19 protein-coding genes are annotated in these 24,270 nt (G+C 65.8%); 6 read left to right on the top strand and 13 right to left on the bottom strand.

What is annotated here, in order from left to right; all coding sequences use genetic code 11:
• Nucleotides 1–6: 6 nt before the first annotated feature.
• Entirely contained in the window at nucleotides 7–183 is a 177-nt protein-coding gene (locus tag JN302_RS19395; RefSeq protein WP_202314282.1) for a hypothetical protein, read from the bottom strand.
• Nucleotides 184–447: 264 nt separating this feature from the next.
• On the opposite strand from JN302_RS19395, the gene JN302_RS19390 reads away from it, so the two are divergent.
• Together JN302_RS19390 and JN302_RS19385 are read left to right on the top strand one after the other, a co-directional pair.
• Nucleotides 448–2,280: an aminopeptidase P family protein gene (locus tag JN302_RS19390; RefSeq protein WP_202334116.1), complete on the top strand. Its 1,833-nt coding sequence runs from the start codon at nucleotides 448–450 to the stop codon at nucleotides 2,278–2,280.
• Nucleotides 2,277–2,507 carry a hypothetical protein gene (locus JN302_RS19385; RefSeq protein ID WP_202314280.1) on the top strand — a complete coding sequence of 77 codons (231 nt, stop codon included), beginning with the start codon at nucleotides 2,277–2,279 and terminating at the stop codon, nucleotides 2,505–2,507. Before JN302_RS19390 ends, JN302_RS19385 begins: the two co-directional genes overlap by 4 nt.
• On the opposite strand, the gene JN302_RS19380 is transcribed toward JN302_RS19385, so the two are convergent.
• The 12 genes from JN302_RS19380 to JN302_RS19325 form a co-directional block, all read right to left on the bottom strand.
• The gene (locus tag JN302_RS19380) at nucleotides 2,488–5,448 is read right to left on the bottom strand and encodes a hypothetical protein (RefSeq protein ID WP_202314278.1); all 2,961 of its coding nucleotides are present in this window, start codon (nucleotides 5,446–5,448) and stop codon (nucleotides 2,488–2,490) included. The two genes, JN302_RS19385 and JN302_RS19380, sit on opposite strands and share 20 nt — an antisense overlap.
• 362 nt (nucleotides 5,449–5,810) lie before the next feature.
• The gene (locus tag JN302_RS19375) at nucleotides 5,811–6,110 is read right to left on the bottom strand and encodes an AzlD family protein (protein ID WP_202334115.1); all 300 of its coding nucleotides are present in this window, start codon (nucleotides 6,108–6,110) and stop codon (nucleotides 5,811–5,813) included.
• Nucleotides 6,107–6,856: an AzlC family ABC transporter permease gene (locus JN302_RS19370; RefSeq protein WP_202334114.1), complete on the bottom strand. Its 750-nt coding sequence runs from the start codon at nucleotides 6,854–6,856 to the stop codon at nucleotides 6,107–6,109. Before JN302_RS19370 ends, JN302_RS19375 begins: the two co-directional genes overlap by 4 nt.
• Nucleotides 6,857–6,966: 110 nt before the next feature.
• Complete coding sequence (locus JN302_RS19365; protein ID WP_202334113.1) at nucleotides 6,967–7,710, bottom strand: AzlC family ABC transporter permease; 744 nt, start codon at nucleotides 7,708–7,710, stop codon at nucleotides 6,967–6,969.
• A gap of 88 nt (nucleotides 7,711–7,798) precedes the next feature.
• The gene (gene ligA / locus JN302_RS19360; protein ID WP_202334112.1) at nucleotides 7,799–9,955 is read right to left on the bottom strand and encodes an NAD-dependent DNA ligase LigA; all 2,157 of its coding nucleotides are present in this window, start codon (nucleotides 9,953–9,955) and stop codon (nucleotides 7,799–7,801) included.
• An 85-nt stretch (nucleotides 9,956–10,040) separates the two neighbouring features.
• Nucleotides 10,041–11,717 carry a DNA repair protein RecN gene (recN, locus tag JN302_RS19355; RefSeq protein WP_202334111.1) on the bottom strand — a complete coding sequence of 559 codons (1,677 nt, stop codon included), beginning with the start codon at nucleotides 11,715–11,717 and terminating at the stop codon, nucleotides 10,041–10,043.
• A gap of 18 nt (nucleotides 11,718–11,735) precedes the next feature.
• On the bottom strand, nucleotides 11,736–12,593 hold the full coding sequence (locus tag JN302_RS19350; protein ID WP_202314271.1) for an outer membrane protein assembly factor BamD: 858 nt from the start codon (nucleotides 12,591–12,593) through the stop codon (nucleotides 11,736–11,738).
• Nucleotides 12,594–12,793: 200 nt separating this feature from the next.
• Complete coding sequence (gene lpxC, locus JN302_RS19345) at nucleotides 12,794–13,723, bottom strand: UDP-3-O-acyl-N-acetylglucosamine deacetylase (RefSeq protein ID WP_202334110.1); 930 nt, start codon at nucleotides 13,721–13,723, stop codon at nucleotides 12,794–12,796.
• A 280-nt stretch (nucleotides 13,724–14,003) separates the two neighbouring features.
• Nucleotides 14,004–15,674 carry a cell division protein FtsZ gene (gene ftsZ / locus JN302_RS19340; RefSeq protein ID WP_202334109.1) on the bottom strand — a complete coding sequence of 557 codons (1,671 nt, stop codon included), beginning with the start codon at nucleotides 15,672–15,674 and terminating at the stop codon, nucleotides 14,004–14,006.
• A 51-nt stretch (nucleotides 15,675–15,725) separates the two neighbouring features.
• The gene (gene ftsA / locus JN302_RS19335) at nucleotides 15,726–17,033 is read right to left on the bottom strand and encodes a cell division protein FtsA (protein ID WP_202314268.1); all 1,308 of its coding nucleotides are present in this window, start codon (nucleotides 17,031–17,033) and stop codon (nucleotides 15,726–15,728) included.
• Nucleotides 17,030–17,968 (bottom strand): cell division protein FtsQ/DivIB, encoded by a 939-nt coding sequence (locus JN302_RS19330; RefSeq protein WP_202334108.1) that lies wholly within the window; start codon nucleotides 17,966–17,968, stop codon nucleotides 17,030–17,032. The genes ftsA and JN302_RS19330 overlap by 4 nt, the downstream gene beginning before the upstream one ends.
• On the bottom strand, nucleotides 17,956–18,882 hold the full coding sequence (locus tag JN302_RS19325) for a D-alanine--D-alanine ligase (protein WP_202334107.1): 927 nt from the start codon (nucleotides 18,880–18,882) through the stop codon (nucleotides 17,956–17,958). The genes JN302_RS19330 and JN302_RS19325 overlap by 13 nt, the downstream gene beginning before the upstream one ends.
• A 541-nt stretch (nucleotides 18,883–19,423) precedes the next feature.
• Between JN302_RS19325 and JN302_RS19320 the strand changes: the two genes are divergently transcribed.
• The 4 genes from JN302_RS19320 to JN302_RS19305 all read left to right on the top strand — a co-directional run bounded on the left by JN302_RS19320 (nucleotide 19,424) and on the right by JN302_RS19305 (nucleotide 24,199).
• Nucleotides 19,424–19,795 carry an endonuclease domain-containing protein gene (locus JN302_RS19320; protein ID WP_202334106.1) on the top strand — a complete coding sequence of 124 codons (372 nt, stop codon included), beginning with the start codon at nucleotides 19,424–19,426 and terminating at the stop codon, nucleotides 19,793–19,795.
• Between the two features lie 362 nt (nucleotides 19,796–20,157).
• Nucleotides 20,158–21,588: a xylulokinase gene (locus JN302_RS19315; protein WP_202334105.1), complete on the top strand. Its 1,431-nt coding sequence runs from the start codon at nucleotides 20,158–20,160 to the stop codon at nucleotides 21,586–21,588.
• A 17-nt stretch (nucleotides 21,589–21,605) separates the two neighbouring features.
• Entirely contained in the window at nucleotides 21,606–22,517 is a 912-nt protein-coding gene (locus tag JN302_RS19310) for a sugar ABC transporter substrate-binding protein (protein WP_202334104.1), read from the top strand.
• Between the two features lie 185 nt (nucleotides 22,518–22,702).
• Nucleotides 22,703–24,199, top strand: coding sequence for a sugar ABC transporter ATP-binding protein (locus JN302_RS19305; protein ID WP_202334103.1), 1,497 nt, complete (start codon nucleotides 22,703–22,705; stop codon nucleotides 24,197–24,199).
• The last annotated feature ends 71 nt before the right edge of the window (nucleotides 24,200–24,270 follow it).

Here is a 24,270-nt window from a genome sequence, read left to right as displayed (position 1 = left end):
CCGATCTTAGTACACCAGCGAATGCGGGCGCTTGCGCAGTTCGGCGCGGCTGTAGCCGTGGGCCTTCAGCGTCTCGTCGTCCAGCATCAGAAGGGCGCCTGCGACATAGCGGTCGGCCTGTTTCTCGCGGGCGGCGATGAAGGCGGAAAAGGCACTGCGGAAGAAGCTTTTCGAGGTGGTCATGGTTCTGTTTCCCTGGCGAGTGACCCACTCCTCCACAACCAGAAGCTAGGCGTCCTTCCCCCGTCGGAGAAGGTCGGAAGTCGCATGGCACCCATTCGTTTTTGCATGTGCGAAGACGATATGCTGCAACGCAAAATCAACACTGTCCTCCCGTGACCGTAATGGCTGGACCCCATAGCGCGGCGTTGCCAGTCCGCTTCACGCCGGCTACCGTTGGCCGGGAAAGTCGCCGATAGATTGGCCTTGGGAATGCGTGGCAAAAAGATGTTCCAAAGTTTCGAGTCCGAGAGTGATCCGTCCAAGGGTGCGGAACATATTGCCCTGTTGCGGAAATGGCTGAACGAGAGGGGCCTTACCGGTTTTGTGGTGCCACGCGCCGACGAGTACCAGGGAGAATATGTTCCACCGCGCTCGGAACGGTTGCGCTGGCTGACCGGTTTTGCCGGCTCCGCCGGTGTGGTGCTGGTGCTGATGGATCGCGCCCTGATCTTCGTCGACGGGCGCTATACGCTGCAGGTCCGCGACCAGGTCGATACGGCAGTGTTCACGCCGGTGAATCTGGTTGAAACGCCGCCGGATGCCTGGGTCAGGGCCAATCTCGGCAAGGGGGCGAGGATCGGCTTCGATCCCTGGCTGCACACGATTTCCGAGGCGCACGACTGGCGCGCCGCCGCCGAAAAGAGCGGCGCGGAGATGGTGGCGGTCGAAAAGAACCCTATCGATGAACTCTGGGCCGACCAGCCGGCGGCACCGCTTCGGCCGGTCGAGATCCAGCCGATCGAATTCGCCGGCGAGCTGGCAAAAGACAAGCTGGCGCGTCTCGCCGGCGTGCTCGCCAGGGAGGGCGCGACCCACTGCGTGCTCACCGACCCGTCCTCGCTCGCCTGGGCCTTCAACATCCGCGGCAGCGACGTGCCGCACACACCCCTGGCGCTCGGTTTCGCGGTGATTGCGGCGGAAGGGCCGCATCTCCTCTTCATGGACAAGCGCAAGCTGTCGATCGAACCGGAAGCCTATCTGACCCAGCTTGCCGATCTGCGTGCCCCCGGGACCCTGGAAGCCGAGATAGCCGCGCTTGCCGCGAAGGACGCCAGGATCGCGCTCGACCCGAAGCTTGCGGCGGAGCGCCTGCGTACTCTCCTGGAGGAAAATGGCGGCAAGGTTCTGCAACTGGCCGACCCGGCTCGCCTGCCGCGCGCCACGAAGAACGAGGCGGAGATCGCCGGCACCCGCGCGGCGCACCGTCGCGACGGCGCGGCGGTGGTGAAGTTCCTGGCCTGGCTCGATGCGCAGCCGACCGGATCGGTCGACGAGATCACCGCCGTGACCAGGCTGGAGGAAGCCCGCCGGCAGACCGGCGAAGAGACGCAGCGCCCGTTGCGCGACGTCTCCTTCGACACCATCTCGGGCGCCGGCCCCAATGGCGCGATCATCCACTACCGTGTCTCGCACGCGACCAACCGCAAGCTCGGCGACGGCGAACTGTTCCTTCTGGATTCGGGCGCCCAGTATCAGGATGGCACCACCGACATCACGCGCACCGTGGCGATCGGCCGGCCGACCGACGAGATGCGCGAGCGCGCCACCATCGTGCTGAAAGGCATGATCGGCATTTCGATGCTGCGCTATCCCAAGGGCACGCGTGGCTGCGACATCGATGTCGTCGCCAGGATCGCACACTGGAAAGCAGGGGTCGACTATGCTCATGGCACGGGCCACGGCGTCGGCTCCTATCTATCGGTGCATGAGGGACCGCAGCGCATCGCCAAGGCGGGCACCGAAAAGCTGCTCGAAGGCATGATCCTGTCGAACGAGCCTGGCTATTACAAGGCAGGCGCCTACGGCATCCGCATGGAGAATCTCATCCTGGTCACGCCGGCGGAACCCATCGAAGGCGGCGACATCGCCATGTACGGCTTCGAGACCCTGACACTGGCGCCTTTCGATCGCCGGCTGATCGTGGCGGCCCTGCTCAGTTCCGAGGAACGCGCGTGGCTCGATGCCTATCATGCCCGCGTTCTGGCCGAGATCGGTCCAATGGTCGGCGGCGATGTGCTGAAATGGCTGGAAGCCGCCACCGCCCCGATCGATCAATGAGGCGCATCTATGCGTTCCGCAATCGCTTCCTGTTTGCGGTGAATGCGATCATCATCGCGAGCAACTCATACCCGACGATCGACAAGATCGACCGTTGGACCGTGGCTGCATGGCCCAAGCGCCCCCGATGCGCCGCGCCGGCAATTGAGGTCGCATCGATGCGTCGGCATGCGCCGCCTGGACGCCTCGGCATCCAGACCAGTTGCATTACTCGACATTGGCCGTGATGCCGGTGGCCGGCGAGGTGGCATCCTCTGCCTCCGGCGGGGAAAAACGGAAATACTTCTCTTCGGCAACGGCATTGAGGAGAAACAGGTTGGCCACAGCCGGCGACATCCGCATATCGGGGAAATAGGTCGTGAAGAGGCTAAGCGCCTCACTCCGATGAGAGAAGAATTCGAAGACCCGGCGCTGCACGAACTGCACGAGGTCGGGATCGGCCTTGCTGATCAGCAGGGCATAAGGTTCATACGTTACGTAGGGGTGCTCCTTTTCGATTTCCGACGTCGGGCAACCGTGCTGTTGTGTCCAGGCGGCCAGCTTGCTGAGGACTATCTCGCGGTCGCCGAAATAGGCGAACTGGTAGCCGAGCGGCGACTGTGACTTCCTGCAGAACGTCTTCATCAGCTCGGAGTGACTTTCCATGACGCAGAACCGATACTTCGGCCCAGAGCCGGGTTCCACCCCTTCCGGTGGCGTGCCGTCAGGCCCCGGGCAGTCGAGCGTCTTCTTCGCCGGGGCGTTGCAGTCCTGATCCTTTCCTCCGTCGCGCCTGACGCCGAACAGGTCGATCTGGCAAGCCCACCGCGCCACCACGGAAGCCGTCGTATCGGCGACATAGGCAAGATAGGCGTCGCTCCCTGTCTGGCGGGTCCGCCTGAGGAGATAGGTGACCCCTGAGGCAAAGACGATCGGTGAAAAGATCCCATTCGCGCGCGTGTCGGGGTCGGAGAACCGCAAGGTCACGGGATCGCAGAAGATGTCGACCTTCTGATCGTCGTCCGCGAGATTCGGATCGTAGGGTCGGTCGTCCTTCGATATGCGAAGCCGGTCGAACCGGTCCCGTGCGTCGACAGGGACAGACACGACGGTGTAGTCGCTGCCCTCGAATATCTTGTAGCAAAGCTGGGCCATATAGCCCTTGAACTGCCCGTCCCCGTTGACACCAAGACGATAGGAGAACGGCTCGGCGTCGGTGCGAAAGCCGGCCACGATCACCTTCCTGCCTTCCGGGGCCTGCGCATCCACCGGCTGCGCAAAGGCCGAAGAACCGAAAACCATCATCAGGGCGATCACGGCCAGGCCGCTGGCCGTCAGACCGGGCACGACGCTTGGCGTCGGCACCGTCTCGTCCTTGCCGCCGGACCGTGCCGGCCGCACAAAGACGCCGGCGGCGAGCAACGCGATGACAACGTAGACAATCAGGTCGGTGGCATTGTAGTGCCGGAAACAGCCCGCGGGGCTGGTCACCAGGTCGAGCAGAAACACAGTGTCTTCGGAGCAGGCGACAGGCGACCAATACGCCAGGTGCGCGGCCATCCAGGCCAGGACCAGCACTGCGCTGATCACACCGAAGAGCAGGGTCGGCACCTCCCGGTTCCTCGCATTAGCCGCCACACTGTCGGCCGCGCAGACGACGACCAGTGTAAAGAACGCCGCCGCGCCCGCCTGTGAGAGAAAATAGGCTATGGCCGGCTGCTTGCCGCCGAACAGCAATTCGCGGAAATGGGCGGGGTTCTCCGCGATCACCGCCATCCATAGAAGAGTGAGCAGGCTCAGCCCCACCAGGGCGACGAAAGCCGCGAGCACCACGACCGCCAGCACTCGTCGCATCAATTGACCCGACATGCGCGCCAGCCGGATAGGCTGCCAGTCATCCTTGGACTGAAGATAGTGTCTCCAGAAGAACACCGCGAGCAAAGGCAGCCAGAAGATTGCCGCGATCCGCAGCGTCTCCAGCCCCGCCGTGACGAGAACCGTCAGAACCGTCCGATCTACCGCCGTCAGCAGCGAGTGCAGTCCGGCCGCCGTGACCGCGGCATAGATGAGGAATACCGGAAACAGCAGCATCAGGACGCCGACATCGGGCCCAGGAGGTGCCTTTTCATCCGGAAAAGTCCGCTGCATCACCGCGCTGAAATCACGGTCCCGGATGTTCTGATAGGCTTTGTCTCTTTCAGCGTAGATCGTGAAGATCGCGGCGAACTCGTCCCTGAGCCGTTCCATTTGCTGGATCGTCGCCGTCAGCTTCGTCTCCAAACGACGCTGGTGCTTGCCAAGCGAAACGTCCTCCCGCTCCGTTTTTTCCCGCTCACGGGCGTGTCCGGCCTTGTCGTAATCGGTCTCCAGTATTTCACTGAAGTCCTGCAAGGCGACCTCAGCCTCCGCTATCACCTCCACTTCGAGGCGTTTCAGGTCCTCCCGGACGCTTCCGGCCGGCCAGGCTTTCTCATCCCGGATCAGCTTCAGAAGAAGCTCGAGTTCTTCATGGATCACCATGACGCGCCTGACCAGGTCGGTCGCTTCGATGTGTCGCTCCGCCCAGGCGGGCAGTCGCGCCGCCTCGGCCGAGACGCGTGCCGAGACCATGCTCTCCAGCTTGGCGAGCAGGCTGCGCGTATTGTCCCTGATCTTCACCGGGATGCCGACCCATTGATGCGCCTTCTGCCTCAGCCAGGTCTCGACGATCTCCAGTGGCCTGATAAGCGGCGCAAATCCCGCAAGTGCCAGCGCGAGCGTCAGAGGCCATTGTTCGCTGCGAAGCGCTGCGTTGTCCACTTCGACCTGGAGCCCCGCCATGGGTATCGATCCCACGGCCCTGAGAATCAGCCCGCCGAAGAACGTCATGGCGAAATAGGCCGCGATCAGCGTGCCCGCGTAGTAGGCATAGGCCCGTCGCATCGGACCGGGGCCACGCAATTGCGGCGGCGCCAGTTCGCGAAGCACCCGGTAGTCGAAAGACGATGGGTCAAAGGTCCGCTGCCGGAAGCGCTGCCTGGCGAAGAACGCGATGACACAGACCCCGAAAACGAAGGCCAGTATGAAACCCCATTCGAGCCGGATGCCCATGAACGGCAGGAGAGGCCGTTGCTCGGGCCTGAGCAGGTCGAAGTTCCACAGCGTCGTTGGAACCCCGTTGGGCCAGACGTTCTTGAAGGCTCCTTCCATTGCATCCTCCCGCGGCGGAGTGCAAAGGCCTCAGTCGCTCAGCATTTCTGGACCTTTGGATCACAAGGGCCGGCTGAATATGCCGGCGCAGTACCACCAACATGGGACGCCAAGGAAACGAGTATCAACGCAAGCAGCAAGGACGCACGCATGGCTCAAACCCCAGAACTACCCGTTCAACAACAATATCACAAAATTCGAATCCTTGCCAGCATCCGGCCTTTAAAGGCAGGCCCGCGGTGCTGAACTTGAATTTAGATGAAAATTTTACCTTTTGGACGGTCCGGATTCTATCGGATTTCTTTCTGAATTTCCGATAGCAGCCCCCTGGGAACCGGCTCTCGACAGCCGGCAACCCAGGCTCAGGGCAGGAAATGCCTGAGCGCGATCAGAACCGCGGCGCCGGTCAGGAACATCGGCATCATGCCGGCCCAGACCAGCGAGACGGCGCCGGCGACGACGAGCGCGATGATCTCCGCAGGGCCACCCTCCACGGCGGCGGGTGCCACCAGCGTCGTCAGCACGGCCGCGGGGACCGCGTTCAACGCCGCCTCGACGCGTGGATGGACGCGTTCGAAACGCGACAGCACCAGATGCCCGCCGGCCCGCGTGAGATAAGTGAGCACCGTGCCCGCCAGAATGATCCATACGGTGGTGCTCATAGGCTGGACTCCATGTCGCCGTCCGGTTTCGGCATGGGCTTGTCGAGAGGCGCCATGATCGCGGCAAGCATGATGCCCGCCGCCGCGCCGATCGAGACGTGCCAGGGCGACCCGACCAGCTTGTGGGCGAGGACCGAGGCGATGCCGCTCACGACCACGATCGGCAACCAGAGCGGTCGTTTGCGGAACCCCATGACGATGCCCAGGAAGTAGATCGGCAGCAGGAAGTCGATACCGAACGCATGGGCATCGGGAAGCAGCCGCCCAAAGACCGCGCCGAGGGCCGATTCCACCACCCAGAAGAAGTAGAGCGGCAGAGCCATGCCCATGTACCAGGTGAAGCCGGCGACCTCGCCTTTCTCGCCCTTGCGCTCGGCTTCTGCATATTGCGGATCCGTCAGGAAAAAGAAGCCGATCGCCTTCTGAAAGGAACTCCAATGCGCGATCCGCCGCCCAATCCCCGCCGAATAGAGCACATGCCTGAAATTGACGGCGAAGATCGAGAACACGACCAGCCATGCGGGGATATTCTGGCCGAACAGCTCGATGCCGACCATCTGGCTGGCGCCGCCGAAGATCGTCGCGCTCATCATGGTCGCCTCGACGACCGTCAGGCCGTTGTCGACGGCAAGCGCGCCATAAAGGACGGCAAAAGGCGCCGAAGCGATGACAACAGGCATTCCGAGCTTGGCGCCGTCCCAGAATTCACTCGTGCCGGACCGTGTCCGGATTGCTTCGACAGTCATCGGTTTTCCCTGAAGAGGCCGACTGATTAGGCCGCGTGGTTCTTGCTGTCACATGATTTCGCTTGAGCCAGGGATCGCGCCCTCTCGGCTCCCGCGTTGACGATTGTCCGTCATGCGTCGGACCTCGCTTCCGTTCCCTCGATTACAGATTTTGCGAGGGGCATGGCCGCAGCGAGCAGGATACCGGCCAGCGCGCCGATCGAAACATGCCATGGCGAGCCGACGATCCGGTAGGCGACGACAGAGGCGACCGCGCTCGCCAGCACCACGGGCAGCCATAGCGTCCGCTTGCGAAACCCCATGACGAGCCCGAGGAAATAGATGGGAAGCAGGAAGTCGAGGCCGAGCGCATGGCTGTCGGCGATAAGACCGCCGAAATAGGCTCCTGCTCCGGTTTCGGCGACCCAGAACAGCCACCATGGGACGCCAATGCCGAGATACCATGCAAAGCTCAGTCGCTTGTCGTTTCCAAGGCGGCGTTCGGCCTCGGCGAATTGCGGATCCGTGAGGAGGAAGAAGGCGATCGCTTTCTCTACCAGAGGCCAATCGCGGATCTGCCGGCCGAAAGCGGCGGAATAGAGCACATGCCTGAAGTTGACGGCAAATATGGAGAGCACGACCAGCCAGGGCGCGACCTTCTGGCCGAACAGGTCGATGCCCACCATCTGGCTGGCGCCGCCGTAGACGAGCGCGCTCATCAGCATGGCTTCGGCCGCAGAGAAGCCATTGTCGACGGCCAGCGCGCCGAACAGCAGCCCGAAAGGGGCCACGGCGATAATGATGGGAACGCCTGCGCGGGCGCCGGCCAGGAACTCGCTCCTGAGGGCTTCCATTCGGAGTGTCGATTTCAGCATGATGTATCCGGGAAAGACTAGGTGGACCCACCTGCCCTGTCACACGAATTCCCTTGAGGATGCTATCAGCAAAAATGATCGGCCCTGTTCAGAGGCTTGGTCCCACTCTCTCGAACCACTGGTTTTCGTCGATCACTTCGATGCCTAGTTCCGTCGCCTGCTTGAGCTTGGAACCGGCGCCCGGGCCGGCCACGACGAGGTCGGTCTTTTTCGACACCGATCCGGCGACCTTGGCGCCCAGCCGCTCCGCCATGGCCTTGGCCTCGTCGCGCGACATGCGCTCCAGCGCGCCGGTGAAGACAACCGTCTTGCCGCTGACAGGTGAAGACACATCACCGACGCGCTCCTCGTCGAGCACCGTCACCTCGGCCAGCAGCGCGTCAACTGCGTCAAGATTATGCTGCTCGCCGAAGAACTCGACGACGGCCTCGGCCACGGTCGCCCCGATACCGTTGACCCCGTTGATCTCCTGCCAGGCGACGTTGCCCTTGTCGCCTTTCTCCACCGGGATCTCGGCCGACTTGCCGGCTTCGACCAGTGCGGCGAAACTCACGAAATGACGCGCAAGCCGCTTGGCGTTGGTCTCGCCGATGTGACGGATGCCGAGCGCGTAGAGGAAACGCGAGAACTCGATGTTACGGCGCTCGTCGATTGCCGCGAACAGCTTGCGCACCGAGACGGTGCCGAAACCGTCGACATTTTCGAGCTTGGTCAGCGAATTTTCCTGCCGCGCCTTCAGGGTGAAGATGTCGGCGGGGGCGCGAACCGATAGCGCCGGATCCTCGGAACTGAAGAAGAACTCGATCTGCTTTTCGCCGAGCCCCTCGATGTCGAAGGCGTTGCGCGACACGAAATGTCTGAGCCGCTCGACGGCCTGGGCCGGGCAGATCAGGCCGCCCGTGCAGCGCCGCACCGCCTCGCCGTCTTCACGCACCGCATGGCTGTCGCAGGCCGGACAACGGTCGGGAAAGACATAGGGCCGGGATTCGGCTGGCCGCTTTTCCGGGACGATGTCGAGAATCTGCGGAATGACGTCGCCGGCCCGCTGGACGATCACGGTGTCGCCGACGCGGATATCGCGTCCCTCGCGGATCGGCAGGCCGTTATTGCCGATGCCCCTTATATAGTCCTCATTGTGCAGCGTCGCGTTGGTGACGACCACACCGCCGACGGTCACCGGTTCCAGCCGTGCCACCGGCGTCAGGGCTCCGGTGCGGCCGACCTGGATGTCTATGCCGGTGAGCACCGTCATGGCCTTCTCGGCAGCGAATTTGTGCGCCGTCGCCCAGCGCGGGCTGCGTGAGCGGAAGCCCAGCCGCTCCTGCAGGTCGAGCCGGTCGACCTTGTAGACGACGCCGTCGATGTCGTAGGGGATCTCGGCGCGCTCGGCCTCGATGGCGTGATAGCGGGCAAGGAGCTCTTCGACCGACCCGCAACGGGCCATCCTGTCGTTGATGCGGAACCCCCAGTCGCCGAAGCGCCTGACCACGTCATACTGGGTTTTGCCCAGGGGCTCGCTCGTCTCGCCCCAGGCATAGGCGAAAAAGCGCAACGGTCTCGACCTGGTGATCTCGGGATCGAGCTGGCGCAGGCTTCCGGCGGCCGAGTTGCGCGGATTGGCGAAGACGCGGCCGGTCTCGGCCATGCGCTGGTTGAGTTCCATGAAGTCGTCGCGACGCATATAGACCTCGCCCCGCACCTCGACGACATCGGGGGCGTCGGACGGCAGGCGCTCGGGAATCTCCTTGATGGTGCGGATGTTGGCGGTGACGTTTTCACCTGTCGTGCCGTCGCCGCGCGTCGCCGCCGTCACCAGCCGGCCGCGCTCGTAGCGCAGCGACATCGACAGGCCGTCGATCTTGGGCTCGGCGGTGAAGACCAGCTCGTGGTCGGGAGGATAGGCGAGAAAGCGCCGCACGCTGGCGACGAAATCGCGCACATCGTCATCGGAGAAGACGTTGTCCAGCGACAGCATCGGCCGCGCATGCACGACCTGGCTGAAGGTCGCCGCCGGTGCGGCTCCCACCTTCTGCGACGGCGAATCGTCACGCACCAGTACGGGAAAGCGCGCTTCGATTTCCGCATTGCGAATCCGCAGCGCATCATAGTCGGCGTCGGAGATCACCGGGGCGTCTTCGCGGTGGTAGTGCCGATCATGTTCGGCGATCTCGGCGGCGAGTCGGGCGAGTTCTTCGGCCGCCTCTTCGGGCGTGAGTTGATCGACGGGCTTCGGCGCGAGGCTCATAGGGCGAATCCGGAAATGGCGGTCGTCGGAACTATGATCGCCGGTCGCGACAGGATTCAAGAGGCGGCGAGATAGCTCCTGCCACTCACTCGGCGGCAGCCGTGTTCTCGCGCAGCAGGCGGTCGGCGGCGGCACGCGCTTCGTCGGTGATGGTGGCGCCGGCCAGCATGCGCGCGATCTCCTCCTGGCGGGCGCCGCGGTCCATTTCGGCCACCCCGGTCGCGACCCTGTCCGTGCCCCCGGACTTCGAGATCAGATAGTGCGTATGGGCACGGGCCGCGACCTGCGGCGCATGCGTCACCGACAGCACCTGGACGCGTTGCGACAGCCGCGCGAGCCGCTGGCCGATGGCATCCGCCACGGCGCCGCCGACGCCCGTGTCGATCTCGTCGAAGACCAGGGTCGGGGCGGAGCCGCGATCGGCGAGAGCCACCTTCAGCGCCAGAAGGAATCGCGAGAGCTCGCCGCCGGAAGCGACCTTCATCATCGGACCGGGCCGCGTGCCGGGATTTGTCCGCACCCAGAACTCGATCTGGTCGATCCCCTCCTCCGCGCGGTTCTCGGCATCGCTGGTGAATTCGACGATGAACTCCGCGCGTTCGAGCTTCAGGGCGGGAAGCTCCGCCATCACGGCGCGCGCCAGCACCGCCGCCGCGGCCTTGCGCTTCTCGGAGAGACGCGCGGCGAGTTCGTCATAGACGTCGCGCGCAGTGGCGGCCTGCTTCTCCATGACATGCAGCCGCTCTTCGCCCGCATCGAGATCGGCAAGGTCGGCGGCCATGGTGTCGCGCAACCGCGCCAGATTGTCGACCGGTACGGAGTGCTTGCGCGCAGCCGCGCGCAGCGCGAACAGCCGCTCTTCGGTCCGCTCGAGCTTGTGCGGGTCGTATTCGGTGGCGCGCAGCGCGGCGGCCACGCTCGACTGCGCCGCGTCGAGGGCGATCAGTGCGTCGTCGAGCGCCTTGAGCGCATCGTCGAGCAGCCCCGGTGCCTCACCGGCCTTGCGCTGCAGGCGTCGCATGAGGCTGGCGAGCAGCGGCGACGGCGCCGACGATCCGGACAGCACCTCGTTGGCGTCGTTGATGTCGGCAGCGATCTTTTCCGCCCGCATCATGGCGGCGCGGCTCTCGGCAAGTTCGGTCTCTTCGCCCGGCTGCGGATCGAGCTTCGACAGTTCGGCGAGCGAGGCACGCAGATAGTCGGCCTCGCGCGCCGCCGCCTCGACCCTGGCGCGGTGCTTCTTCAGCTCCTGCTCGGCCGAACGCCAGCTCCGCCAAGCTTCCGCCGTGATCGCGGCATCGCCGGCATGGCCGCCGAAGGCATCGAGCAGCTCACGGTGCGCGCCGGCGTCGACCAGAGCGCGGTCGTCGTGCTGGCCGTGGATCTCGACCAGGGCCCGGCCGACATCGCGCATCAGCGAGACGCTCGAGGCCTGGTCATTGACGAAGACGCGGGTGCGGCCGTCCGACGTCTGCACCCGGCGCAGGATGATCTCGCCGTCGTCGTCGATCGCGTTCTGGGACAGGAGACTGCGCGCTGGATGGTTGCGCGGCACGTCGAACACCGCCGTCACCTGGCCCTGGGTCGCCCCGTGGCGCACCAGCGAGGCGTCGCCGCGCGCGCCGAGCGCCAGCGACAGAGAATCGAGAAGGATGGACTTGCCGGCGCCCGTCTCGCCGGTCAGCACCGAAAGGCCGGCGGAAAAATCGATATCCAGCCGTTCGATCAGGACGATATCGCGGATCGACAGATGCGCCAGCATCGACGAAGTCGAATCAGGTCACGTGCCGAGGATCAGCGACCCGGCCTTGGATATCCACGAGCCCGCATTCTCACGCGGCTCCAGGCCGCCGCTCTGCAGGAGCTTGTAGGAATCGGCGTACCACTGGCTGTCCGGGAAGTTGTGGCCGAGCACGGCGGCGGCGGTCTGCGCCTCCGAAGTCAGGCCCATGGCGTAGTAGGCTTCGGTCAGGCGCGCCAGCGCCTCCTCGACATGGCGTGTGTTGGGATACTGCTCGACCACGTAGCGGAAGCGTTTGATCGAGGCGAGATATTCGCGGCGCTCCAGATAGTAGCGCCCGATCTGCATCTCCTTGCCGGCGAGCTGGTCGCGGGCGAAGCGGATCTTGGCCTTGGCGTCGTCGACATATTCGGATTCGGGCCAGCGGTTGACGACCTCTTCCATCGCCTCGATGGCGCGGCGCGACTCTTTCTGGTCCTGGGTGACGTCGCGAATCTGACGGAAGTAGGAAAGCCCGACGATGTACTGCGCATAGGCAGCGTCCGGGGTCGACGGATAGAGCTGGACGTAACGCTTGCCGGCGTTGATCGCCTCGTCATAATTGCCCTGCCGGTACTCGGCGAAAGCGCCCATCACCATCGATTTGCGGGCGAATTCCGAATAGGGGTGCTGACGGTCGACCGCGTCGAACTTCTTCGTGGCTTCCTTCAGACGCCCGGCTTCGAGATTGGCGAGGCCCTGGTTGTAGAGCGCGTCAGCCGGCTCGGTCCGCTCGACATAAGTGGCCAGATCGATGTCCGGTTCGCTCATGCAGCCCGCGGAGAAAAGCGGCAGCACGAGCACCGGCAGCGCACGCAGCGCCCACCGACGCGACTTGGCGGCATTGGCAAAAAACATAATCGGTTTCCGCCCCTCCGGCGTCATCGAAAATCGCTAGCGTGTGGCAGCCATTAATCATACCCACCACGGCACGGCAACGCTATCAGCCCGCAATGGCGCTATTTTGTGGCGATGGCCGCCACATTCGTCACGAGCCTCGCAAAGTCGCGCCATTGTTGCCCGAACGACACGGACCACGGGGCCCGTCACATCGCGAATCAGTGCGACGACGGCAGATGCGCCGATGCGCCGAGCCGGGAGCGCTCGCGCCCCGAACCTTCCACGATCTGGTAGGCCGAATGGTCGGCCAGCAGCCGGCGCAGCGCCGTCGCGTTCAGCTTGTGGCCGCCGCGATAGGACCGGAAGCAGCCGATGAAGCGGGAGCCGGCGAGTGCCAGATCGCCTACGGCGTCAAGCGTCTTGTGGCGCACGAACTCGTCGGGATAGCGCAAGCCTTCCATGTTGATGACGCGGTGATCGTCGCCGATGACCACGGAATTCTCGAGGGACGAGCCGAGCGCGTAGCCTGCGGCCCACAGCCGTTCGACATCCTTCATGAAGCCGAAGGTGCGCGCACGAGCGATCTCGCGGCGGAAGGTCTCGGCATCGAGGTCGATCGCCAGCGACTGGCGCCCGATCGCCGGGGTCTCGAAATCGATTTCCACCTCGAATCGCGTGCCCTCATAGGGCCGGAACTCTGCCCAGGAGCCGCCATTGTCGAGACGGACCGGCTTGAGGATGCGGATATAACGGCGCTTGGCCGAAAGCCGCTCGATCCCGGCCTGTTCCAAGGCGTCAACGAAGAGGGCCGCGCTGCCGTCGAGGATCGGCACCTCGCGCCCGTCTATGTCGATCGCGACATTGTCGATGCCGAGGCCGAGCAGCGTGGCCATAAGGTGTTCGACGGTCGCCACATGGGCGCCTGCGAGATCGCCGAGCACGGTGGCGAGATCGGTCGCTGCGACTTCCGCGATCAGCGCGCGAATGTCGACGGCACCGTTCGGACCCTGGCAGTGGAAGACGATACCGGTATCGGCGTCGGCCGGGCTGAAATGGACCGACACGGGCTTGCCGCTATGGACGCCTATGCCCGAGAGGGACACACGCGATTTGATCGTGGTCTGATGGTCGTACAAGTCGGCCCCCATTGCCCGTCCGGCAGAAACCCGGATCGTCGGGCGACGTCGGCTGTCAGGCTTTGATGTCTGCCGGCAGGACCTCTTCCCCAACCCGCCACCGGCATTTTTGCTTTCGTGCGGAAGATAGTCGCCGGCCGGAACCCCGCCAAATCACGGTTTCTTACTCCATGTTACGGCGGCAGCCACTGGCCGACAGGGGCCAAGCCGATGTTTTTTCTGTGTTTTCAACAGAACACGGGCGGGCGCCGACGCGCCCGCCCGTTAACTGTCATGGCCGTTCTGTGACCGTTCAGTTCGCTTGCCGGCGCAGGAAGGCCGGGATCTCGAGCTGATCGTCCTCCTGGGCCGCGCGCGGCTGCGGGGTGAGTCGCCCGTGCTCGTCGAGCTGGCCGCGGCGCGGCGCATAGATCTGCGCGTCCTGCGGGGCGAGACGGCGGGCCTCCGGAGCCGGCTGGCGCAGCTTCGGCTCGCGCGGCTGGGCGGGCTGCAGGCGGGCAGGCTCCTCCTCGCGGCGGGTGAGGCCGTTGGTGAGACGCTTCAGCAGCCCCATCGGACCGCGGTCCTCCGGCTCGGCCGGCCGCGGTGCCTGGGCGGCCGCGACCTCGGCCTTCACCATCGGCGGGAAGTCCTCGACGCGCGGCATGCGGGGCGCGGGCGCCGGCGCGGGAGCTTCGCGCTGCTGCATGACCGGAGCCGGCTGAGCCGGAGCGGGCTGCGGCTGCACATGCTGGACCGGGGCGGCGGGCGCCTGGAACAGCTTGCTCTGCGGACGGAAGTCGTCGGCCGGCTGCGGCGCGACGCGCGGCTGCGCCATCTCGGCAGCACTGGTTTCGGCCATGCGGATCGCCTCGGCCACCGGATCGGCGGCGCGCGGCTCCATGCGGGCCTCCTGGACGATCGGCTGCTGCGCCGGGCGCGGATCGGCGGCACGCTGCTGCTGCGTCGGCTTCGGCTGCTGACGGATCTGAATCGGCTGCGGCACGATGTCGGCCAGCGCCTTGTCGATGCCGGTGGCGACGACCGAGACGCGGATCACGCCGTCGAGTTCCTCGTCGAAGGTGGCGCCGAGGATGATGTTGGCGTCCTGGTCGACTTCCTCGCGGATGCGGGTCGCGGCCTCGTCCACCTCGAACAGGGTCAGGTCGCGGCCGCCGGTGATCGAGATCAGCAGGCCCTTGGCGCCCTTCATCGAGGTCTCGTCGAGCAGCGGATTGGCGATCGCCGCTTCGGCGGCGGCCATGGCGCGGCCCTCGCCCGAGGCTTCGCCGGTGCCCATCATCGCCTTGCCCATCTCGCGCATCACCGAACGGACGTCGGCGAAATCGAGGTTGATGAGGCCTTCCTTGACCATCAGGTCGGTGATGCAGGCGACGCCCGAATAGAGCACCTGGTCGGCCATCGCGAAGGCGTCGGCGAAGGTGGTCTTGTCGTTGGCGATGCGGAAGAGGTTCTGGTTCGGGATGACGATCAGCGTATCGACCGCCTTCATCAGTTCCTCGATGCCGGCATCGGCCGTCTTCATGCGGCGCTGGCCCTCGAAGTGGAACGGCTTGGTGACCACGCCGACGGTGAGGATGCCCTTCTCGCGCGCCGCGCGGGCCACGACCGGAGCAGCGCCCGTGCCGGTGCCGCCGCCCATGCCGGCGGTGACGAAGCACATATGGGTGTTGGACAGATGGTCCATGATCTCGTCGATGCATTCCTCGGCGGCCGCGCGGCCGACCTCGGGCTGGGAACCCGCGCCGAGACCTTCGGTGACATGCGCCCCGAGCTGGATCAGGCGCTCGGCCTTCGACATGGTGAGGGCCTGCGCATCGGTATTGGCCACCACGAACTCGACGCCACGCAGCCCCGCCGTGATCATGTTGTTCACGGCATTGCCCCCGCCCCCGCCGACACCGAATACGGTGATGCGCGGCTTGAGCTCGGTGATATCCGGCTTCTGCAGATTGATCGTCATTGTCCTCGTCCTTTGCCTTTCCCTGCCGCTGCGCCGCTGCGGCCGCCTAGTCTAGAAACTGTCCTTGAACCACTGACTCACGCGCTGGAACCGTCCCCCGGTGCCCGTCATGCGCATCCTGAAACCACCCTTGGCCTGGTTGGTCTCGAACGCAGCGACCTGCGGATAGATGAGCAGCCCCACGACCGCCGAGAATGCCGGCCCCTTAGCCGCCTCGGGCAGTCCGGCCACGCCGAGCGGCCGGCCGATACGAACGTTGCGGCCGAGGATGCGGCGCGCCGCCTCCGGCAGGCCGGCGAGTTGCGCGGCGCCGCCCGTCAGCACGACACGGCGGCCGACCGCGCTGCCGAAGCCGGATGCAGCCAGCCTGTCGCGAACGATCTCGAGCGTCTCTTCGGTGCGGGCGCGGATGATGCGCGTCATGACCGAACGCGGTATCTGCAGCGGCACATCGGCATCCTCGCCGATCGGCTGCACGGTGACGACGTCGCGGTCGTCGGCGCTGCCGGGCAGCGCCGAACCGTGCATGACCTTCAGCCGCTCGGCATCTTCGAGCCGGGTCGACAGCCCGCGCGCGAGATCCATGGTCACATGGCTGCCGCCGAGCGGGACGGAATCGGCATGCACGAACTTGCCGTCGGAGAAGACTGACATCGTGGTGGTGCCGCCGCCCATGTCGATGCAGGCAGCGCCCATTTCGAGTTCGTCGTCGATCAGCGAGGCAAGGCCGGACGCATAGGGCGTGGCGACCAGCCGCTCGACCGACAGATGCGAGCGGTTGACGCAGAGCTCGAGGTTGCGCAGCGGCGCGGCGTCGGCGGTGAGCACATGCATGTCGACGCCGAGCGTGTCGCCGATCATGCCGCTCGGATCGCGCACGCCGCGCTCGCCGTCGAGCGAGAAGCCGGTCGCGAGCGAATGGACGACGTCGCGCTCGGATTTCAGCGCCTGCCTGGCGCCGGCGCCGAGCACGCGGGCAATGTCGCCGGCATCGGCCTCATGGCCGCCGAGATTGATGGTGGCCGAGAAGGTCTCGCTCTTCATGCGGCCGGCGGTGAGATTGACGATGAGCGAATCGACCGTGAGCCCGGCCATGCGCTCCGCCGCGTCGACCGCCAGCCGGATCGCCTGCTCGGCGCGGTCGAGTTCGATGATCACGCCGGATTTCACGCCCTGCGACTTCTGGTGGCCGATGCCGATGACCTGGGCGCGATGCGTGCGCCCCTTGAGCACCTGGCTGCCGTCCTGCGGCTTGAGCCTGGCGACGACGCAGCACACCTTGCTCGACCCGACATCGAGCACGGTGACCACGCCGGAGCGGCGCGAGGCATTGTTGGCCGTACCGCCGAGCCAGCTCATATCCTCTTCTCCGACCTGGCCTTGCGCCCCTTCGTCATGGCGGCGACCGCTTCGGCCCGACGCTCGGCGGCTTCGGGCGTGAGCTGGACGACGACGCGATCGGACAAGCGCAGGTCGACCGCGGCGATGTCGCGCGACAACAGCGCGTTGTCGCGATCCATGGCCAGAAGCTCGTTGATCGCCTCGTCCTCGCCATGCTCGGGCAGCTTCACGGTGACGCCGTTCTCGAGCCTGAGATCCCAGCGCCGCTCGGCGACGCGGATATAGCCCTTCACGCGCGCCGCGAGTTCGGGATAGGCCTTCACCTTCTTGACGAATTCCTGGCCGGCCTCGGCCGCGCCCTGCCCGATCACCAGCGGCAGCGCCATGTGGCGGCCGCCGTTGAAAGGCGCGATCACCCGGCCCGACGCCTCGACGACCGCAAGCTCGCGGCCATGCTGCCAGATGGCGAAAGGCTTGCGCTCCTCGATCTGAACTTCGAGCGCATTCGGATAGACCTTGCGCACCGAGGCGACCTCGACCCAGGGCAGCGAGGCGACCCGCGCCCGCGCCGCCTCGGCGTCGAAGCCGATCAACGAAGTCCAGCCGTCGAGCTCCAGCCGCTCGAGGATGTCGATCTCGGAGGTCTCGCGATGGCCGGTCACGCGCATCTGGTCGACGGCGAAGCCGGTGCGGGCCGTGACCGACTGCACCAGCTCGGGCATGTGGCCGCCCATATAGGCGCCGTAGAGCCCCGTCGCGGCGAAGAAGGCGGCGGTCATGATTGTGGCGGAGTAGCGCGGCGGCGTGATGTCGCCCTCGGTCAGGCGCGCGAAAAGGCGGGCCGGCCGGCGCAACAGCCGCGGCAGCACGTAACCTTCCGCCGAATAGGAGAAACCGAACAGGCCGGAGCGCGTGCCGCCCGCCCGATTCCGTCCTGACCTCAACGCAGACAAGAAGCGTCCTCCACCATCCAACTCAAAAGCTCGCCAAACGAATGTCCCGCCTGCTCGGCGATTTCAGGCACCAGCGACGTGGGCGTCATTCCCGGCTGCGTGTTGACCTCCAGCCAGACGAACTCGCCATTCTCCGAATGACGGTCGTCGTAGCGGAAGTCCGACCGGGAGACGCCCCGGCAACCGATCGCTTGGTGTGCCTTGAGCGCCAGTGTCTGTATTTTTTGGTAAATATTCGGTGAAACTTTTGCGGGGCATTCGTGTTTTGATCCGCCCGCGACATATTTCGAATCGTAATCGTAGAAGGAATGCCCCACCGGAATGATCTCGGTGACGCCGAGCGCGACGTCGCCCATCACCGCGCAGGTCAGCTCGCGACCCGCCACGAACCGCTCCACCATCACGGTCGCCCCGTAGCGCCATTCCGGCGAAGAGACAATCTGCGGCGGATGCGACTGATCCTCCTTGACGATGACGACGCCGAAGCTCGACCCTTCATTGACCGGCTTCACCACGTAAGGCGGCTTCATCGGATGCTTGCCCGATATCGAGAAGCGATCGACGACAACAGATTCGGCAACCGGAATGCCGGCGGCCTTCGCAACCTTCTTGGCCTGCTCCTTGTCCATGGCAAGCGCCGAGGCGAGCACGCCGGAATGGGTGTAGGGAATGGCGAGATATTCGAGGACGCCCTGGATCGTGCCGTCCTCGCCGAACGGACCATGCAGCGCATTGAAGGCGACGTCGGGCTTGAGCTCAGACAGGATCCGACCGACATCACGATCGACATCGACACGCGTGACCCTATAGCCCTCGGCTTCGAGCGCATCGGCGCAGGCCTTGCCCGAGGAAAGCGACACAGGCCGCTCGGAGGAAAATCCCCCCATCAGCACGGCCACGTGTTTCTTGTTCATGCCCCGTCATCCCCTGCGGCACGCTTCACCACGGTTTCCATGGATTGAGTCCGAGTCCTCCGGTGACCACCCCTCGCCGGACTGGACGCGGCCGCCGCGTCGAAACGACTCAAATCAGGAAACGCTGAAGTCCAAGGAATCAGAGACTGGATTCGCTGGCAAGCCCTTATGATTCCGCGTGATTCACTTTTTGGGTTTATTTGGACAAAGAGTGACCGGAAGGTGTGGGAGAGATGGGTTGACGGGGCTTGCGGAGGGGTGAATCGGGACGTTCTTGGCGAACGCCGGCCCGAAGCCTACCCCTCATCCGACCTCGCTTCGCGGGCGAGGCCACCACCCGGGGTGGAGCCACGGGTCTCCACCCGTCCTTCGGACCCCACAAGGGGAGAAGGCTGGTGCCTCGCATTGGCCGCCCAGGAAATCGCATGGATCGACGGTTGGCGGAAGCACACCGTTCTCTGCCGCCGAGTTGGAGCGTAGACGGCGTTCGATCCGACGAATACAACTTTGACAGTCATCCAGGCGTCGCCACTCCCGCTCCATGCCGCATCAGCCCGTGTCATCGAGAAACCGCCGCTTTGCGAGAACGATGCGGCGCGCGCCGACCGATGCGGAGGAGAAGCTCTGGGCTGAATTGCGCGACCGGCGGCTCGATCGGATCAAGTTCCGCAGGCAGGTGCCTGTCGGGACCTACATCGCCGACTTCGTCTGCCTCGATGCGAAACTCATCATCGAGATCGACGGCAGCCAGCATGGGGAGCCGGACTATGACCGGGTGCGGGACGCGGAGTTGAAGTCCAGAGGCTTTCGCGTGCTTCGATTCTGGAACGATGACGTGCTGCGCGACCTCGACGCCGTGTGCGACACGATCATTGCTTATGTGCGGGACCGGAGTCTTCAGCCTTGGCGGTGAGATGTTCGGCGGGCGTCGGCGCGCGGCCGACCCCTCATCCGACCTCGCTTCGCGAGGCCACCTTCTCCCACAAGGGGAGAAGGGAACGCCCTGCAGCAGCGTCTCGGCCAATCGCAGACGTTGACGATTTGACGAGCCGGCCAAGCCAGGCTCCAGCCTTCTCCCCTTGTGGGAGAAGGTGGCCTCGCCCGCGAGGGCGAGGTCGGATGAGGGGTAACTTTGAAGTGCACCAGGCTGTCGGAGATATCCGCTTTGCGAACAACCAGTCCGTTTCGCGAAGCAAAATGGCCGGGTGGCGCGGCGGCGATTGACAAGGGCGCGCGGCTGCGGGATTCGGCGCTGTGGTGAGGAAGGATTTTCCGTTGGACGACCATCTTCTCATACTCGACGTCGGCTCCTCGGCCCTGAAGGCGGTGGTGTTCGACCGGTCCGGCGCCGTGGTGGCGGCGGGTTCGGCGGCGATCGCGACGCGTGGGGCCGGCCGCTCGGTGGAGCAGGATGTCGGCGACTGGTGGCAGGCGGCGCGGTCGGCGCTGGATGCCCTGCCGGCGCGCGAAACCATCGGCGCGGTGGCGCTCACCGGCTCGATGCAGAATCTCATCGCGCTGGCGGTGGACGGAACGCCGGCCGGTCCCGTGGTGCTCTATTCCGACCGCCGGCTCGATGCCGACGAGGTGGCGGCCCTAGGCGCCAAATTGCCGGCCGACTATGCGGCCCGCACCGGCAACAAGCTCGACCCCTCCCATACGATCCTCAAGCTCATGCGGCTCGACCGCTACCTGCCCGGAGCGGCCGGCAGCGAACGTTTCCTGTTCGGCGCCAAGGATGCGGTGATCCAGCGCATGACGGGGCGTTTCGTCGTCGACCCGACCACGGCGACCACGACGGGTCTCTTCAATATCCGCGACGGCGGCTGGGATGCGGATCTCGTGAAGGCCTCCGGCGTCGCGGCCGGGCGCCTGCCCGAGATCCTGCCGGCCAATGCGGTGGCCGGGCAGCTTGGCGACACCACCGCAGCGGAGCTCGGACTGCGCGCCGGCATCCCCGTCTATAACGGCGCGGGCGACGGGGCCGCCGCGACCTGGGGCGCCTTCGCCGACCGGCCAGCTTCGGCCTATGTCTATCTCGGCACCACCGGCTGGGTGGCGGCGACAATGGCGCTCCGAGAAGCGAACCCGCCGCGCGACATCTACACGCTGGCCGACCCCATCCACGCCGACCGCGCCATTCTGATCTCGCCCTTCCTCAATGCCGGCTCCGCGCTCGAATGGCTTTCAGGCGTGACGGCGCTGCCGGTGGAGACGCTGCTCGAGCGGGCCGAGACGGAACACTCCGCGCCGCTGTTCCTGCCCTATCTCGCCGGCGAGCGTGCGCCCTTCGACGACCAGGCGGTGCGCGGGGCCTTTCTCGGCCTCGACCGCAACCACCGGCCCGGCGCATTGTGCCGCTCGGTGCTGGAGGGCATCGCCTTTGCCGTGCGCCACAATCTGGAGATGGCGGGCCTGCCGCCCTCGCCGCTGACCGTGATCGGCGGCGGCGCGAAGAGTCCGCTCCTGCGCCAGATGCTGGCCGACAGCCTCGGCCGCGCCGTGAGCTGGCCGCCGGCGAGCCGCGAAGTGCCGGCGCTCGGCGTCTATCGTATGGTGGCGCCGGAGCTCGGCTTCGCGCCGGTGGAACAGCATCTGGAGGCCGAGACGATCACGCCCCACCACGCCGAGCGCGCCGAGCGGCGCTACCGGGCCTATCTCGACGCCGCGGAATTCGCCCGCGGCCTCTCGCAGGCGCTCTCATGACATCTGGAGGAGAAGAAATGACAAAGACAATTCTGGCCGGCCTCGTCGCTACTCTCTTGACTACAGTAGCCCATGCCGAGGACGTGGCGGTGCTGACCCCCTATATCAGCTCGGTCGCCACCAACGAGATGGTCGAGACCTTCAAGACCGATGCCGAGGCCAAGGGCTGGTCGGTGAATGTGGTCGACACGCGCGGCGACTTCCAGCAGCTCGCCAGCCGTGTCGAGGACGTCACCAATGCCGGCGTCAAGGCGATCGTGCTGGTGAGCGTCGACCCCAACCAGATCGCCGACCAGGTGGCCGCGGCGGCGGAGAAGAAGATCCCGGTCTTCGCGCTGGACGGCGCGCTGGCTCCCGGGGTGACCGCCAACATCACCACCGACAATTTCGCGCTGGGCACAATCCTTTCCGATTATCTGTTCAAGCAGCTCGGCAACAAGGGCAACATCGTGAAATTCTTCCACTCGGCGCATCCCGGCGTGCGCCAGCGGGAGCTCGCGCTCGACAAGGCGCTGGCCGCCAGCCCCGACATCAAGGTGATCGCCGAACATTATGTGCAGGTGCCCGGCCCGATCGACAATGCGCGGCTCGCCATGGAGACCTTCATCCGCCAGCATGGCGACCAGATCAACGGCGTGTGGGCGGCCTGGGACGAGCCCGCGATCGGCGCCCTGCTCGCCCAGCAGAGCGATGCCCCCGACGCCAAGATGGTGATCGCAGGCATCGACGGGAACCCGCAGGCGGTCGACCTGATCAAGCAGTGCACCAACCTCGTTGCCACGGTGCGCCAGGACTTTCCGGGCATTGCGCGGGCGGCGGTGACGGAGATCGGCAACGTGATCGACGGCAAGCCGGTGAGCAAGCAGGAGATTTTTGTCGATGCTACGGTGATCGATCGGAAGAGTCTTGGGGTGACTTGCGGGCAGTAGGTTGGAGGTGTTGAAGGTGAGCGCGACGTCCTCTCCCCCCTTGAGGGGGAGATGGGGGCAAAGCCCCCAGAGGGGGTTCGTGCGGCAGTGCTCGACCTCCAAACCAACGTCGAGCACTGCCGCAGCAACCCCCTCTGGCCGCTTTGCGGCCATCTCCCCCTCAAGGGGGGAGAGGGCGTTGTGCCATGCTCGACATCCGTGACCTCTCCAAGAGTTTCGGCGGCGTGGCCGCGCTGGACGGCGTTGCGCTGTCGGTCGCGGCGGGGCGGGTGCATGCGCTGCTCGGCGAGAACGGGGCCGGCAAGTCGACGCTGCTCAAATGCCTGTCGGGCGCGCAGAGGCCGGATCGCGGCGAGATGCGGCTCCTGGACAAGAACTTCGAGCCGGCGAGCCCGCGGGATGCGGAGGCGGCGGGCCTGCGCTTCGTGCATCAGGAGCTGAATCTCGTGCCCGGCTTCACGGCTTACGAGAATGCCTTTGTCGGACGGCGCTACCCCAAGCGGTTCGGGCTGATCGACCGCAGGGCGATGCGGGGACGCATGTGCGAAGTGCGCGACCGACTCGGCCTCGACCTGCCGCTCGACGTGCCGGTGCGGCGGCTTTCGCTCAGCCAGCGCCAGCTGGTCGAGATCCTGCGCGCGCTGATGGACGACGCCAGGCTGCTGGTGCTCGACGAGCCGACGGCTTCGCTGAGCGAGGCGGAGGCGACGACGCTGCGCGGCGTGGTGCGCAGCCTCGCCGCGGCCGGCTGCGCCGTCGTGTTCGTGTCGCACCGCATGGACGAGGTGTTCGAGCTGGCCGAGGATTTCACGGTGCTCAGGAACGGCAGGACCGTCGGCCAGGGCCGGCTCGCCGACACCGACCGCGACGGCATCGTGGCGATGATGGCGGGATCCGCCCTTTCGCATGAGCGCCCGGCGACGCCGCCTGCCGCGAGCGGGCCGGCTGTGCTGCGGCTCGAAGGCTTCGCCGCCGGGCCGGGCCGCAGACGGATCGACCTCGGCGTCTCGGCCGGCGAGATCGTCGGGCTCTACGGCATCATCGGCGCCGGCCGCTCGAGCCTGCTGACATCGATCTGGGGCGCCAGCCCGGAGGCGGTCGGCACCATCACGCTCGCCGGCAAGCGGCTGCCGCCTTCCGGCATCGCCGAACGCATCGCGGCCGGCGTCGCCTTCGCGCCGGAGGACCGGCGCAGCACCGGGCTGATCATGGCCCATTCGGTGCTGGACAATGCGGTGCTGCCCAATCTCGGCGATCATCGCGCCGTGCCCGTTTTGCCTGTGCTTTCCCCGGGCTCGATGCGTCGCGGCGCCGAGGCGATGCTTGCGGCGACAGGGGTAAAATTCGGCCGGCTGTCGGACCGCATCGCGACGCTTTCCGGCGGCAACCAGCAGAAGGTGCTGATCGGCCGCTGGCTTTCGGATGCGACGCGGTTGCTGCTGCTCGACGAGCCGACGCGCGGGGTCGACGTGCGTTCCAAGGCCGAGATCCATGCGCTCTGCCGGGGGCTCGCGGCAAGGGGCACGCCGGTTATCTTCGCCACGTCCGATATCGAGGAGCTGTTCATGCTGGCCGGCCGCATCGTGGTGCTGGCGCATGGGGCGGTGGTGCTGGATGCGCCCGCCGAAACGCTCGGCCGGCAGGACGTGCTGGCGGCGACGTTCAGCGAGGCGGGCGGGTGATGGGGGTGGCTGCAGGCATTGGGCGTTGGCGCCTGGAGTACCCCTCATCCGACCTCGCTTCGCGAGGCCAC

This window comes from Mesorhizobium sp. L-8-3 (genome assembly GCF_016756615.1).
Lineage (GTDB): Bacteria > Pseudomonadota > Alphaproteobacteria > Rhizobiales > Rhizobiaceae.
The sequence above is the reverse complement of the archived record's forward strand: the minus strand, read 5'-3'. Positions and strand labels throughout refer to the sequence as shown.

Bases quoted from the DNA above. Each gene is read 5' to 3' on its own strand.
- ftsA (WP_202314268.1), bottom strand. From the start codon at position 17,033: ATGAGCTGGCTCGGCGGTACGGCCAACAATGCCTCGCGCCGCTCCGGC.
- JN302_RS19305 (WP_202334103.1), top strand. From the start codon at position 22,703: ATGCTCGACATCCGTGACCTCTCCAAGAGTTTCGGCGGCGTGGCCGCG.
- JN302_RS19320 (WP_202334106.1), top strand. From the start codon at position 19,424: ATGCCGCATCAGCCCGTGTCATCGAGAAACCGCCGCTTTGCGAGAACG.
- JN302_RS19350 (WP_202314271.1), bottom strand. From the start codon at position 12,593: ATGTTTTTTGCCAATGCCGCCAAGTCGCGTCGGTGGGCGCTGCGTGCG.
- JN302_RS19370 (WP_202334114.1), bottom strand. From the start codon at position 6,856: ATGACTGTCGAAGCAATCCGGACACGGTCCGGCACGAGTGAATTCTGG.
- JN302_RS19380 (WP_202314278.1), bottom strand. From the start codon at position 5,448: ATGGAAGGAGCCTTCAAGAACGTCTGGCCCAACGGGGTTCCAACGACG.
- JN302_RS19385 (WP_202314280.1), top strand. From the start codon at position 2,277: ATGAGGCGCATCTATGCGTTCCGCAATCGCTTCCTGTTTGCGGTGAAT.
- JN302_RS19375 (WP_202334115.1), bottom strand. From the start codon at position 6,110: ATGAGCACCACCGTATGGATCATTCTGGCGGGCACGGTGCTCACTTAT.
- JN302_RS19390 (WP_202334116.1), top strand. From the start codon at position 448: ATGTTCCAAAGTTTCGAGTCCGAGAGTGATCCGTCCAAGGGTGCGGAA.
- JN302_RS19325 (WP_202334107.1), bottom strand. From the start codon at position 18,882: ATGAACAAGAAACACGTGGCCGTGCTGATGGGGGGATTTTCCTCCGAG.
- ftsZ (WP_202334109.1), bottom strand. From the start codon at position 15,674: ATGACGATCAATCTGCAGAAGCCGGATATCACCGAGCTCAAGCCGCGC.
- ligA (WP_202334112.1), bottom strand. From the start codon at position 9,955: ATGAGCCTCGCGCCGAAGCCCGTCGATCAACTCACGCCCGAAGAGGCG.
- JN302_RS19365 (WP_202334113.1), bottom strand. From the start codon at position 7,710: ATGCTGAAATCGACACTCCGAATGGAAGCCCTCAGGAGCGAGTTCCTG.
- lpxC (WP_202334110.1), bottom strand. From the start codon at position 13,723: ATGGGGGCCGACTTGTACGACCATCAGACCACGATCAAATCGCGTGTG.
- recN (WP_202334111.1), bottom strand. From the start codon at position 11,717: ATGCTGGCGCATCTGTCGATCCGCGATATCGTCCTGATCGAACGGCTG.
- JN302_RS19395 (WP_202314282.1), bottom strand. From the start codon at position 183: ATGACCACCTCGAAAAGCTTCTTCCGCAGTGCCTTTTCCGCCTTCATC.
- JN302_RS19310 (WP_202334104.1), top strand. From the start codon at position 21,606: ATGACAAAGACAATTCTGGCCGGCCTCGTCGCTACTCTCTTGACTACA.